At 66.4% G+C, this 13,084-nt stretch carries 10 protein-coding genes; 6 read left to right on the forward strand and 4 right to left on the reverse strand.

The window, feature by feature from the left end; all coding sequences use genetic code 11:
- Window positions 1-221: 221 nt before the first annotated feature.
- A complete protein-coding gene (locus IIE29_RS07465; RefSeq protein ID WP_209324627.1) occupies window positions 222-1,004 on the reverse strand; it encodes an IclR family transcriptional regulator in 783 nt (260 codons plus the stop codon).
- A gap of 193 nt (window positions 1,005-1,197) precedes the next feature.
- Here IIE29_RS07465 and IIE29_RS07470 point away from each other — a divergent pair, with 193 nt between their 5' ends.
- From IIE29_RS07470 to IIE29_RS07490, 5 genes are all read left to right on the forward strand, one after another.
- A complete protein-coding gene (locus IIE29_RS07470; RefSeq protein ID WP_209324628.1) occupies window positions 1,198-1,695 on the forward strand; it encodes a thioesterase family protein in 498 nt (165 codons plus the stop codon).
- A gap of 36 nt (window positions 1,696-1,731) precedes the next feature.
- Window positions 1,732-2,892, forward strand: coding sequence for an acyl-CoA dehydrogenase family protein (locus tag IIE29_RS07475; protein WP_209324629.1), 1,161 nt, complete (start codon window positions 1,732-1,734; stop codon window positions 2,890-2,892).
- Window positions 2,889-5,078 (forward strand): acetate--CoA ligase family protein, encoded by a 2,190-nt coding sequence (locus tag IIE29_RS07480; RefSeq protein WP_209324630.1) that lies wholly within the window; start codon window positions 2,889-2,891, stop codon window positions 5,076-5,078. The genes IIE29_RS07475 and IIE29_RS07480 overlap by 4 nt, the downstream gene beginning before the upstream one ends.
- Complete coding sequence (locus IIE29_RS07485) at window positions 5,075-5,860, forward strand: enoyl-CoA hydratase-related protein (RefSeq protein ID WP_209324631.1); 786 nt, start codon at window positions 5,075-5,077, stop codon at window positions 5,858-5,860. Before IIE29_RS07480 ends, IIE29_RS07485 begins: the two co-directional genes overlap by 4 nt.
- Before the next feature lie 106 nt (window positions 5,861-5,966).
- Window positions 5,967-7,757 (forward strand): BCCT family transporter, encoded by a 1,791-nt coding sequence (locus IIE29_RS07490; protein ID WP_209324632.1) that lies wholly within the window; start codon window positions 5,967-5,969, stop codon window positions 7,755-7,757.
- Window positions 7,758-7,843: 86 nt separating this feature from the next.
- On the opposite strand, the gene IIE29_RS07495 is transcribed toward IIE29_RS07490, so the two are convergent.
- From IIE29_RS07495 to IIE29_RS07505, 3 genes are all read right to left on the reverse strand, one after another.
- Window positions 7,844-9,412 carry a GMC family oxidoreductase gene (locus IIE29_RS07495; RefSeq protein WP_209324633.1) on the reverse strand — a complete coding sequence of 523 codons (1,569 nt, stop codon included), beginning with the start codon at window positions 9,410-9,412 and terminating at the stop codon, window positions 7,844-7,846.
- Between the two features lie 40 nt (window positions 9,413-9,452).
- A complete protein-coding gene (locus IIE29_RS07500) occupies window positions 9,453-10,931 on the reverse strand; it encodes an aldehyde dehydrogenase family protein (protein ID WP_209324634.1) in 1,479 nt (492 codons plus the stop codon).
- 717 nt (window positions 10,932-11,648) lie between these two features.
- A complete protein-coding gene (locus tag IIE29_RS07505) occupies window positions 11,649-12,278 on the reverse strand; it encodes a hypothetical protein (RefSeq protein WP_209324635.1) in 630 nt (209 codons plus the stop codon).
- On the opposite strand from IIE29_RS07505, the gene IIE29_RS07510 reads away from it, so the two are divergent.
- Complete coding sequence (locus tag IIE29_RS07510; RefSeq protein ID WP_246475816.1) at window positions 12,264-13,079, forward strand: hypothetical protein; 816 nt, start codon at window positions 12,264-12,266, stop codon at window positions 13,077-13,079. The two genes, IIE29_RS07505 and IIE29_RS07510, sit on opposite strands and share 15 nt — an antisense overlap.
- Window positions 13,080-13,084 lie beyond the last annotated feature (5 nt).

Below are 13,084 nucleotides of genomic sequence, written 5' to 3' on the forward strand. Positions count from 1 at the left end.
CGGTAGCTAAGCCCATTCGCGCTGATGGTACTGCAACTTGGTGGTTGTGGGAGAGTAGGTGACTGCCGCAATAATTTGTTGGAAGAGGGGGCATCCTGTTTGGGATGTCCCCTCTTTTTTTGCATTCACATTCGTGGCGTCCACATTCTGATCATTGACCCCACGTTCGTATGATCGCCGGCGTGGGTACCTGAATGGCACCAACCCCCGATTGCCGTGGATCAGCCCGCGGCGTCGCCGACCGCCTCGAGCGCGGCAGAGACGACGAGAGCGCCGAGCTCGGCGAACCTGCCATGCGGGATCCGCTCCTTAGGCCCCCAGATGCTGATGACCCCGATGGGGGAGCGCTGCCGGTCACGAATGGCCGCGGAGACGCCATGCACTCCCTGTTCGAGTTCGCCTGCGGCGATGCTGTAGCCGGATTCGCGGATCTCCTCGAGCTCGGCTTCGAGCTCATCCGTCTCCGTATGAGTGGCCTCGGTATGACCGGTCAGCGGTGCTGACAGCACCGAGCTGACCTCACTGTGCGGCAGCCACGCCAACATCGCCTTGCCCGCGGAAGTCGCATGGAGTGAGACCTTGCGTCCGATCCACCGGACGGTCATGAGACTGGGCGGGACCACCTCGTCGACGTAGGTGAGTCCGAGCTCTCGAGGAACGGCGAGACTGGCGGTCTCCCCGGTCTCCTGGCTCAAGCGCGTGAGGATCGGGTGACACCGATTGATGAGGCGATCGATGCCGGCGCTCCTCGCGAGTCGGTTGACGGCGAACCCGATTGTATAGCGGTTCGTGAAGGGATCCTTCTCCACGTAGTGACTGTGCTCAAGGGTCGCCAGCAGCCGCCATGCGGTCGCACGATTGATCCCGCAGGCATCGGCCGCCTCGGCGACGGTGGAGCCCTGTTCGGGGCCGGAGGCGATGGCCTCCATGAGCGCGATCGCCCGTTCCACGGACTGGATGCGGCCGGCAGATCCCGCGGCTTCGATGTCCGGTTGCTGAGCCATTCACACTCCCTCACGTCCAGGCGCGGCCCGCGCTCTAGCACCGTATCAGGGATGCGCTCGGACAGTGGGCATTGACAGCCCACACGGCTGCTTCGCATAATGTGTAGTCAGATTGCAGAGTGTGCGCATAGGAGAGCGAAACGTGACCGACGGTGCTGGGCGGATCAGAACCCCCTTCGAAGGAACCGGGAGCATGGAATGGCAGAGCGGACGTGAACTGCCTGCCCCGCTCGTGCTCTACCGGACAGACGTGCCCGGGTCCTGGGTCGACTACAACGACCACATGAGCGAATCGAGCTACCTTCTGGCATTCGGCCACAGCGCCGACGCGTTCTTCCGCTTCATCGGCATCGACGAGGACTACCGGGCTGCCGGCCATTCCCTCTTCACCGTCGAAACGCACATCCACAACATCGCGCAGGCCCGCCAAGGCGACCAGCTCGAACTCTCTTTGGCCGTCCTCGACCTCGACGGCAAACGCGTGCATATCCTGCACACCATGGACAACTGCGAAACCGGAGAGACCGTCGCCGCCGGAGAACAGCTGCTCGTCCACGTCGACACCGGAATCGGCCGCTCAGCCGCGATGCCCGACTGGCTGGAACGACGACTCGAGGAGCTGTCGAAAGCCCATGCTCACCTCGAGCGCCCCGCCTTCGTCGGCCGCCCCATGGGTATCCGCCGCCGCTGAACCTGCCTCCCCGACACCGACCAGGAGGACACCGGAATGGACTTCTCACTCGATATCGAACAGCAGGCGGTGGCCGACACCGTCCGACAGTTCGTCGAACGCGAACTCATGCCCTATGAAGACGAGGTCGAACGACTCGACGAACTGCCCGTAGGACTCGCCGAACAGATCCGCACCCGAGCGCTGGACGCCGGACTCTATGCCGCGAACATGCCCGAGGAGATCGGCGGCGGTGACCTCGACCCCATCAGCCTGACATTGGCCGAGCGCGAGTTCGGCAAGACGAGCTTCGCCCTGCAGATGCTCGTGGCCCGACCGAGCAATATCCTCGAAGCCTGCGAGGGCGAACAGCGCGAACGCTACCTGCTGCCGACGGTCCGCGGCGAACGCCATGACTGTCTGGCCATGACCGAACCGGGCGCGGGATCGGACGTGCGCTCGATGAGCACGCGCGCCGTCCGCGACGGCGATGACTACATCATCAACGGCACCAAGCACTTCATCAGCCACGCCGACGCCGCCGACTTCGTCATCCTCTTCGCCGCCACCGGCACCGAGGAGACCCCGCGAGGGACGCGCAACCTCATCACCGCGTTCCTCGTCGACATGGACACCCCCGGATTCGAAGTCACCCGTGGTTCGGCGAGCGTGTCCCATCGCGGGTACCACCAGTGCGAGCTCTCCTTCGTCGACTGCCGCATCCCGGCGACTCAGCGGCTCGGCGAGGAGGGGCACGGCTTCGACCTCATGGACGAATGGCTGGGAGCCAGTCGGCTCAGCGTCGCCGCCACCAGTGTCGGTCGCAGCCGGCGCGTGCTCGACATGGCCATCCGCTGGGCGGCCGAACGCGAACAGTTCGGCCAGTCGATCGGACGCTTCCAAGGTGTGGGATTCCAGCTGGCCGACATGGCCACCGACGTCGAAGCCGCAGAGCTGCTGACGCTGCAGGCCGCCAGCCGCCTCCAACACGGCCGCATGTCGAACCGCGACGCCGCCATGGCCAAGCTCTTCGCCTCCGAAGCCTTGGGCCGGATCACCGACCAGGCGGTGCAGATCTTCGGCGGCATGGGTCTGATGAGCGAACTGCCCATCGAACGCTTCTGGCGCGATGCGCGCGTCGAACGCATCTGGGACGGCACCAGTGAGATCCAGCGGCACATCATCTCCCGGTCCCTGCTGAGACCCCTGGGCGCATGATGGTCGACCGGACACGACTCGAACGCTGCCTCAAACCGCGCAGCATCGCCGTCATCGGCGGCGCAACCGCCGCCAAAGCGATCGAACAGAGCCTGCAGATCGGTTTCGACGGACCGATCTGGCCGGTCAACCCGGGCAGGCAGATCCTCAGCGGACTTCCCTGCTATCCGTCCGTGGCGGAACTGCCCGGCACCCCGGACGCCGCTCTGGTCGCCGTGCCCGCCTCGGCGGCCCCGGGAATCGTGGCCGAACTCGCCGAGGCCGGCGTCGGAGGCGCGATCTGCCACGCCTCCGGATTCGCCGAGGACGACGAGGCCGGCGCGCAGCTGCAGGCCGATCTCGTCGCCGCGGCGGGGGGCATGCCGCTGATCGGACCGAACTGCATCGGCATCATCGACTACCTCGACGGGGCCGCTCTGTGGCCGGACGAACACGGTGGACGCCGCGTCGAGACCGGGGTCGCCGTGATCACGCAGAGCGGCAACATCGCACAGAACATCAGCATGCAGCGACGGGGACTGCCGCTGGCATTCCTGGCCACCCTGGGCAACAGCGCGGCGCTGTCGGCGCCCGACCTGGCCGCAGGCCTACTCGCCGATGACCGGATCAGCGCCATCGGCCTGCACCTCGAAGCTCTGGGCGACATCCATGAACTCGAAGCACTGGCGATGCAGGCCCGTGAGCGCAATGTGCCGATCATCGCGCTCAAATCCGGCACCTCGGCCCTCGGCGAACAGGCGAACCTCAGCCACACGAACTCCTTCGGCAGCCCCGATGTGCTCGTCGATGCGCTCTTCGCCCGCCTCGGGATCGGTCGAGCCCCCGACCTGCCGAGCTTCATCGAAACCCTCATGCTCCTCCACGTCCACGGCCCCCTGAACGCACCGACGCTGACCTCGGCCAGCTGTTCAGGAGGGGAAGCGGCGCTGCTGGCCGATGCCGCCGAGGCCGCCGGAGTGAGCATGCCCGAACTGCCTGAGACCACCGCCCGGGGCCTGCGAGAGACTCTGGGACCGCGCGTGCACGTCCGCAACCCCTTGGACTACCAGACCTTCATCTGGGGCGACGAAGAAGCACAGCAGCGCTGCTTCGCCCACCTGCTCACCGCAGGCTCGGACCTGCACGCTCTGGCCGTGGACGTTCCCCGGCCCGACCGCGCCGACCCGCAGATCTGGCGCGGGACGCTGCGCGCGTTCATCGCCGCGCACGCTCAGCGCCCCGCACCCGCTGCCGTGATCACCTCGCTGCCCGAAGGTCTGCCGGACGAAGAGGCAGTCGAACTCATCGACCACCGCATCGCCCCCCTGCACGGCGTCCGGGAGGCCATGAGCGCCGTCCGCATCGCAACGGGCATCTCCGCCGCGCGTGCCAGACCCGTGCTGCCCTTGCTTCCTGCCCAACCGTCCGATGCCTCCACCGCCGAGGCGGCCCGCCAGTCGGCGCGACATGCTCAGACCGATGAGGACAGCGCGAAGCGGATGCTCGCCGAAGCCGGGGTGCCGGTTCCCGTCGGCCGAGTCGTCGACAGTGCGCGCGACGCCGCTGACGCAGCCGGCGCCCTCGGCTTCCCTGTCGCTGCGAAGGTCGTCCAGCCGGTCATGGCGCACAAATCCGACCACGGCGGCGTGCGCGTGGGCTTGATGAACGAAGACGAGGTCATCAAGGCGGTCACCGCGATGGAGGGCATCGGCACTCGGTTCCTCATCGAGCACATGGTCGCCGACGGGGTGGCCGAACTCGTCGTCGGGCTGCGCACGGACCCGATATTCGGTCCGGTGCTCACCCTCGGTGTGGGCGGCACTCTCGTCGAAGTGGTCCGCGACTTCGTCTCCCTGCTGCTGCCCGTGCGAGCAGAGGAGATCCATGCGGCCCTCCGCTCGCTGCGGCTGTGGCCCGTGCTCGACGGCGCCCGCGGCAGACCGCGAGCCGATGTCGATGCCGCCGTGCGCGCGATCACTGCCATCGTCGATTGGGCGCTGGCAGACGGCACGGTGTCCGAGCTCGAGATCAATCCGCTCATCCTCCGCGCCGCCCCGGCCGCGGACGGAGGCGACGAACGAGCCGAGGCCGTCGGCGCTGTCGCGTCCGGGACCACCGGCGACGGAGCGGTGGCCGTCGACGTGCTCCTGCGATATGCGGGAGCCGCACAGAGACCAACCGACGAACCAGTGAGGGAACTGAGATGACAGAAGCAGTGAACATGGAGACCATCGGCACGACGGCGCTCATCACGCTCGACCGGCCGAAGGCCAACGCCGTCGATGTGGCCACCAGCCGAGCGCTGTTTGCGGCCTTCTCCGAATTCGAATCCGATCCCGAGCTGCGAGTGGCAGTGCTCACCGGCGCCGGCGGCCGCTTCTTCAGCGCCGGCTGGGATCTCAAGGCCGCAGCCGAGGGCGAAGCCGTCGACGCCGACCACGGACCGGGAGGCTTCGCGGGACTCACCGAATACTTCGATCGGACGAAGCCGATCATCGCCGCGGTCAACGGTCTGGCACTCGGCGGCGGTTTCGAACTTGCCCTGGCCGCGGACCTGATCGTCGCCTCCGCGGAGGCGGAATTCGCTCTGCCCGAGGTGCAGCTGGGCATGATCGCCGACTCCGGGGGAGTCCTGCGCCTGCCCCAGCTGCTGCCGCAGGCCGTGGCCATGGAGATGCTCATGTCGGGACGCCGAATGACCGCCGCCGAGGCCGAACGCTGGGGCCTGACCAACCGGACGGTCGAGCCGGCGGAGGTCGTCAGCGCCGCTCTCGAGCTCGCCGAGCAGATCGGCCGCGGCGCGCCCCTGGCCCTGCGCGCGATCAAGGAAGTCGTATCGGCGACACAGACCCTCAGCGTCGCCGACGGCTTCGCCCTCATGCGCTCGGGCCGGCTGGACGGCTACCGGGCGATGCTGGAATCGGACGATTCGCTCGAAGGATCACGGGCCTTCGCGGAGAAGCGCGAGCCGATCTGGCAGGGGCGCTGAGGAAGCACCTCTGCTGGCCAGGCACCATGTTTCTTCGCAGAGATCGCACTAATCCGCGTTGCTCATGGGTATGGTGGGCGGAACATCACTACGGAAGGTTCCGCAAATGCTTGATCGACTGCACGATGCGCTGAGACTTCGCACGAACCCGGCCATCTTCTTCTCCTCCGCCGCCGTGATCGTCCTCTTCGTCCTCGGAACGATCTTCTTCACAGATGTGCTCGACGCCGGCGTCTCTGTGGCCTCGGACTGGCTGCTGACGAACCTCGGATGGTTCTACATCCTCGGCGTCACGGTGTTCCTCGGCTTCCTCATCTACATCGCGGCCTCCCGGTACGGCCGGGCGAAGCTCGGGCCCGACGACGAACCGCCGGAGCACTCGAACGGCGCCTGGTTCGCGATGCTCTTCGCCGCCGGCATCGGCTCGATCCTCATGTTCTGGGGCGTCGCCGAACCCGTCAGCCACTTCGGAGACCCACCGCGGGGCTCCCTCGGCATCGAGGCGGGCACCCCGGCCGCCGCGGTCGACGCCATGAACTTCACCTACTACCACTTCACCCTGCACACGTGGACGATCTTCACGCTGCCCGCCCTGTGCTTCGCCTACTTCATCCACAAGCGAAACCTGCCCCCGCGGGTGAGCTCGATCTTCCAGCCCATCCTCGGTGAGCGGATCCACGGCCCCATCGGAAAGTTCATCGACGTCGTCGCCATCATCGGCACCGTCTTCGGCATCGCCGTCTCCATCGGACTCGGCACCCTGCAGATCAACGGCGGTCTGGCCCAGGTGATCGGGATCCCGGAGAACGCGCTGTGGCAGCTGATCATCATCGGAGTCGTCTGCGGCCTGGCCACGATCTCGGTGTCGCTGGGACTGGACAAGGGCATCAAGGTGCTCTCGAACATCAACATCGTCATGGCGGTGCTGCTGCTCATCTTCATCGTCGTCTTCGGCCCCACCCTGTTCATGGCCAAGGGCGTCTTCGAATCGCTCGGCACCTACATCCAGCAGCTGCCCGAACTGGCGCTGTGGAACGACACCTTCGCCAACACGGGCTGGCAGAACACCTGGACGGTCTTCTACTGGGCCTGGACGATCACCTGGTCGCCGTTCGTCGGCATCTTCATCGCCCGCATCTCCCGCGGCAGGACCATCCGCCAGTTCGTCATCGGCGTCCTCGCGGTCCCCTCGGCGTTCTCGATCCTGTGGTTCGGCATCTTCGGATACGCCTCGTTCGACATCGAGCTCAACAAGGGCGGAGGACTGGTCGACCGCGTCGTCAAGGAAGGTGACATCCCGGGAGCGCTCTTCGCGTTCCTCGACCACTATCCTCTGGCAGGGCCGATGTCGGTGATCGCGATCGTCCTCGTCATCATCTTCTTCGTCACCTCGGTCGACTCCGCGGCACTGGTCGTCGACACGATGAACAACGGGCATGAGGACTTCAACCCGCTGCCGCAGAGGATCTTCTGGGCTCTGGCCGTCGCGGTCGTCACCGCCACGCTGCTGGTCTTCTCCGGAACCGGTGGACTCGAAGCGCTCCAGTCGACGATCATCCTCGTCGGTCTGCCGTTCTTCATCATCGCCTACTTCCAGATCTACGCGCTCATGCGAGCCCTGCGCGAAGATGCGGGCGTGCTGCCACGCGTGCGGATGCGCCGCTGGAAGAAGGTGCTCCCGCCCGAGGAGGTCGAGCGCCGCAGCGCCGACGATGACGACTTCAGCCACGAATACGACGAAGACGAGGAAGTCGTCACCCGTCCGCAGGCCGAGGAACCGGCGCCGGAGTTCCGCGACCCCTATATCGAGGTGCCCCGCCACCGGAGCAAGCGGCACGGCACGCTGGCCAGCCGCACCGGCAGCAGGAGCTACGCCGAGGACGACTCCGCCGGCTGACCGGCACAGAAACGCCGCAGGGGCTGATGCGAAACTCGCATCAGCCCCTGCGGCGTTTTCCAGGCGGCCGCCCCGAGGCGAAGCCGTCACTGACCGGACTTGATCATCTCCGCGCACTTCTCGCCCATCATCATCACGGTGATGTTCGGGTTGACGGTGGTGATCTCCGGCATCGCCGAGGCGTCGACGACGCGCAGACGGTTCACGCCCTTGACCTTGAGCTGCGGATCCAGCGGCGACATCTTGTCCTCGGGCGCACCCATGCGGGTCGTGCCCACCGGGTGGTAGACGGTGTTGTGGGTGCGCTTGACGTAGTCGGCGATCTGCTCATCGGACTGGACGTCCTTGCCGGGGAACAGCTCCTCACCGGCCCACTCGGACATCGCGTCCTGGGAGATGATCTCGCGGGCCTTCTTGATGCCGGCGACCATGACGCGGATGTCGTGGCCTTCGGGATCGGTGAAGTAGCGGGGATCGACCTTCGGCTTGTCGCGGAAGTCCTTCGAGCGCAGACGCACGGTGCCACGCGACTTCGCATGCGTGACGTTCGGGGTCAGGCAGAACGAGTTCTCGGAGGTCTTGTATCCCTGGCGCAGCGTGTGCATGTCGAAGGGCACCGAACCGTAGTGCATCATCAGGTCCGGGCGATCGAGTCCCTCCTCGGTGGGGGAGAAGATGCCGATCTCCCACCACTGGGTCGACTCCTCGACCATCGGCTTCTTGGCCTCCCAGGAGATCACGGCCTCCGGGTGGTCGCCGAGGTGCTCGCCGACTCCCGGCGAATCCACGCGAGTGTCGATGCCCACCTCGGCGAGGTGGTCGGCCGGGCCGATCCCTGAGAGCATGAGCAGCTGCGGGGTGTTGATGGCACCGGCGGAGACGATGACTTCCCGCTTCGCCTCGATGCGGGTGGTCTTGCCGAAGGCGTTGTTGACCACGTGCACGCCCGTGCAGTTGTCGTCCTCGTCGAACTCGAGCTCCTTGGCCTGAGTGTCGGTGAGGATGGTGAGGTTCTCACGGTCGAGGATCGGGTGCAGGTAGGACACCGAGGACGACGAACGGGTGCCGTCGTCCTTGCGGTTGACCTGGAAGAAGTTCGCACCGTTGATGACGGTCTCGCCCTCGTTGAACTGCACACGGGGGATGCCCGCCTGCTCACAGGCGTCGAGGAGCGCGATGCCGCAGGGGTCGACCGCGGGCACGTTCATCAGGCGCACCGGGCCGTCGTGGCCGTGGTGGTCGCCGGGCAGCTCGTTGTTCTCGAGCTTCTTGTACAGGCCGAAGGTGTCCTTCGAACCCCAGCCGGCGGCGCCGTGCTCGGTCTCCCACTCGTCGAGGTCCTCCTTCGGCGCCCAGAAGGCGATGCAGGAGTTGTGCGAGGAGCAGCCGCCGAGGACCTTGGCCCGCGCGTGGCGCATGAACGAGTTGCCCTGCTCCTGCTCCTCGATCGGGTAGTCCCAGTCGAATCCGGATTCGAGGAGCTCCATCCAGCGGTTGAGCCGGAGGATGACGTCCTCGCCAACATCGGTGGGTCCGGCTTCGAGCAGTCCGACGCTGACCTCGGGGTCCTCGCTCAGCCGTGCGGCCACTGCGGCTCCGGCGGAGCCGCCGCCCACGACGACGTAGTCAAAGCTGTGAGTGGTCTTCACTGTCATTTCTCCTTAATTCTCGATGTGCGTCTGCGGGATCCCTCTGTCACTTCGAGTGGTCGGGGAACCAGCCGGTGACGGCCGGTTCGAGGTTCTGGTAGATGTGCTTGGCCTCCTGGTACTCGGCCAGACCGGTGGGCCCGAGTTCGCGGCCGAATCCGGACTGCTTGTAGCCGCCCCATTCGGCCTGCGGCAGGTAGGGGTGGAAGTCGTTGATCCAGATGGTGCCGTGGCGCAGGCGCTGGGCGACCAGCTGCGACTTGCCCGCATCCTGGCTCCACACGGCGCCGGCGAGTCCGTAGTAGGTGTCGTTGGCGATCTCGACCGCCTCGTCGACGGTGGAGAAGGTCTCGACGGTGACGACGGGACCGAAGGCCTCGTCGGAGACCACGGACATGCCGCGCTTGACCTGGTCGAGCACGGTCGGCAGGTAGTAGAAGCCGTCGGCCAGATCGCCCTCACCGAATTTGCCGCCGCAGCGTACGCGTGCGCCTTCGGCCACGCCCTTCTCGACATAGGCGGCGACCTTCTCGCGGTGGGCCGCGGAGATGAGCGGACCGGTCTCGGCATTCTCATCGAAGGGACCGCCGAGGCGGATCTGCTCGGCGCGTTCGACGAGGCGGTCGACGAATTCCTCGGCGATCGATTCCTCGACGATGAGCCGGGCACCGGCGGAGCACACCTGTCCGGAATGGACGAAGGCGGCGTTGAGCGCGTTGTCGAGGGCGGCGTCGAAGTCGGCATCGGCGAAGACGACGTTGGGGTTCTTCCCGCCGAGCTCGAGGGCGATCTTCTTGATCGTCGCCGAGGCGTTCTTCGCCAGCAGGCGGCCGGTGACCAGACCGCCGGTGAAGGAGACCATGTCGATGTCCTCGTGCGTCGACAGGGGCGCACCCGCATCGGCACCGGCTCCGAGGATGAGGTTGCCGACTCCGGCGGGCAGACCGAGTTCCTCGAGCACCTGCATGGTCAGGATCGCGGTGTGCGGGGTGAGTTCGGCCGGTTTGAGGACGAAGGTGTTGCCTGCTGCGATGCAGGGCGCGATCTTCCACGCGGCCTGCAGCAGCGGGTAGTTCCACGGGGTGATGAGGGCGCAGACGCCGACCGGCTCGTGCACGATCTTCGAGGCGACGGTGTCGGTTCCGGCGTCGACGACTCGACCGGCGTCGTTTCCGGCGAGCTTGCCGAAGTAGTCGAAGCAGTTCGCGATGTCGTCCATGTCGATCTGCGATTCGACGAAGCGCTTGCCGGTGTCCAGGGATTCGGCCTTCGCGAATTCGTCCTTGCGCTCACGCAGGGTGGCGGCGAACTTCAGCAGCAGATCGCCGCGTTCGCTGGCGGGCACGGAGGACCAGACGCCGGAGTCGAAGGCGCGACGGGCCGCGGCGATCGCGAGTTCGGTGTCGGCAGGGCTGGCCTCGTCCACCTCGGCGACGAAGCTGCCGTCGGCCGGATTGTTGATCTTCCGGGTTCCGCCGTTGACGGCCGAGACCCACTGGCCGTCGATGAAGAGTGTGTTGGGCACGATATCTCCTATTCCTAGCTGGTGAACGTTCTGGTGATCTGAGTTCAGCGCTGTCTGGCCATCGGGCCGACGCGGCGATCACTGCAGCTTTCGCGCTGTCGGCGGTCGCAGGTGGGCGGAATCGGCGTGGAGAGCCGTGCCCACGAGCGCGAGCGAGCGGATCGGCGAGGCTGAAGCAGACCGTCGTGGCCTCCACAATATGCGAACGGCAGGCTCGAATGCTCAATCCGATGAGACTGGTCACAATCCCAGGTGAGGACAGTCTGCGCGGTGCAGGTGAGGGCAACGGGTGCGGAGGCGGGGTCCGCGGCCCTGGGGCCGGGAGCGGATGCGAGGGTGAGGGAAGCTGCAGATGCGGCTGTCGCAGCGGGCGTGGGGATCGGGAGGCGACTCGGCGCTGCACACGATGCTTCCACGTCAGTTCCCATTGATCCTCTGCTGCCTGAGGCGAAGCGACCCGATCGCTGTCGCCGAGCTGATGCAATATCCTGCTGGCCGTCTGTCCCGATTCGCCCTGATTCTAACAGAGCAGGCAGATCCTGGTCCGGGACGCCAGCGGAAGAATCATGGACAGTCGTGGTCTCGGCCACAGGGCATCGTCGATGTCAGTGCACTAGAATGGTGCGGAATCATTGAAAAGACTTCATAGGGAGAATCGTGGCCCAAGGGGATTCGCGAGGCAGCCAGGACAACCGCCGCGCAGAAGGCGGTCGCCGCTCAGATCGCGACAATAATCGCAACCGTCGACCGGAGGACCGGGACGGCCGCGGGCCACGTCATTCCGACCGCCGTGATGACCGCCGAGGCTACGGCCAGAACCGCCGCAGCAACGACGATCGCCGAGGTGGCTATCAGGGCAACCGCCGTGATGACGATCGCCGTGGCAGCTATCAAGGCAACCGCCGCAGCGACGATGACCGTCGTGGTGGTTACGGTCAGAATCGCCGCAGCGACGATGACCGTCGTGGTGGTTACGGTCAGAATCGCCGCAACGATGATGACCGCCGTGGGGGTTACCAGGGCAAGCGCCGTGATGATGACCGCCAAGGTGGTTACGGTCAGAACCGTCGCAGCGATGATGACCGCCGTGGGGGTTACCAGGGCAGGCGCCGTGATGACGACCGCCGTGGCGGACGTGGTCGTGGCGGAGCCGGTCGCAACGATAACGATCGCCGCGCCTCGCGGAAGACCGACACCGGCGAATACGCACGCGAGCAGCGCGCACGTCGTCCCCGCATTCAGGAACCCGAGATCCCCGAAGGCGTCACGGGCCGCGAACTCGACAAGGAGATCGTCGGCCAGCTGCGCTCCCTCGACAAGGAGAACGCGGCGATGGTCGCGAAGCACCTCGTCGCCGCCGGCGGTCTGCTCGACCTCGACCCCGAGCGTGCGCATGAGCATGCGAAGGCAGCGATGGCCCGCGCCGGCCGTGTCGGCGTCGTCCGTGAGGCACTCGGCATCGCCGCCTACTACGTGGAGAAGTACGACGAAGCCGTGCGCGAGCTGCGCACCCACCGTCGGATCTCCGGATCGAACGACAACATCGCTCTCATCGCCGACGCCGAACGTGGTCGCGGCAAGCCGGATAAGGCGCTCGAGCTGCTGAGGAGCTCCGAGGAACTCGACCTCGACAACGAGATCCGCACCGAGCTCGTCATCGTCGCAGCCGGAGCGAAGTCCGACCTCGACGACCTCGATGGTGCGCGCAAGCTCATCGAGGCCGAGGACTTCACCCAGAAGCCCAGCGGCGCTCTGGTCCGCCTCATGGCCGCCTACGCCGAGGTGCTGCGGCTCCACGGTGAGACCGAGCTCGCCGACAAGTACGAAGAGCTCTCGCGCCGGACCGCCAAGGCCACCGGAACCCTCTTCGGCGACGAAGAGCCGGACCCTAATGCCGGTGTCGAGATCGAGACCGTCGAAGAGGTCGAGGACGAACCCGCCGAGCCGACCGCAGAGGCGGACGAGGCTGCCGAGTTCTCCGAGCCCATCGAACCCTCGACCGAGTCCGCGCCGACGACCTCGTCGGCGACGCACGTCTCGGCGAAGGAGCTGAAGTCGGTCAAGGTCAGCGACGAGGAGATCGAGTCCGAACTCGACGAGATCCTCGCCGATGCGGAAGCCGATGCCGAGGCCGACGGGGACCAGTGACTCGT

Source organism: Brevibacterium renqingii (genome assembly GCF_017808095.1).
GTDB classification, from domain to species: domain Bacteria; phylum Actinomycetota; class Actinomycetes; order Actinomycetales; family Brevibacteriaceae; genus Brevibacterium; species Brevibacterium renqingii.

What these genes read in the sequence shown, in the direction of transcription:
- IIE29_RS07495 (WP_209324633.1), bottom strand. Translation starts at nt 9,412, where the DNA reads ATGACAGTGAAGACCACTCACAGCTTTGACTACGTCGTCGTGGGCGGC.
- IIE29_RS07485 (WP_209324631.1), top strand. Translation starts at nt 5,075, where the DNA reads ATGACAGAAGCAGTGAACATGGAGACCATCGGCACGACGGCGCTCATC.
- IIE29_RS07490 (WP_209324632.1), top strand. Translation starts at nt 5,967, where the DNA reads ATGCTTGATCGACTGCACGATGCGCTGAGACTTCGCACGAACCCGGCC.
- IIE29_RS07480 (WP_209324630.1), top strand. Translation starts at nt 2,889, where the DNA reads ATGATGGTCGACCGGACACGACTCGAACGCTGCCTCAAACCGCGCAGC.
- IIE29_RS07465 (WP_209324627.1), bottom strand. Translation starts at nt 1,004, where the DNA reads ATGGCTCAGCAACCGGACATCGAAGCCGCGGGATCTGCCGGCCGCATC.
- IIE29_RS07470 (WP_209324628.1), top strand. Translation starts at nt 1,198, where the DNA reads ATGGAATGGCAGAGCGGACGTGAACTGCCTGCCCCGCTCGTGCTCTAC.
- IIE29_RS07475 (WP_209324629.1), top strand. Translation starts at nt 1,732, where the DNA reads ATGGACTTCTCACTCGATATCGAACAGCAGGCGGTGGCCGACACCGTC.
- IIE29_RS07510 (WP_246475816.1), top strand. Translation starts at nt 12,264, where the DNA reads ATGGTCGCGAAGCACCTCGTCGCCGCCGGCGGTCTGCTCGACCTCGAC.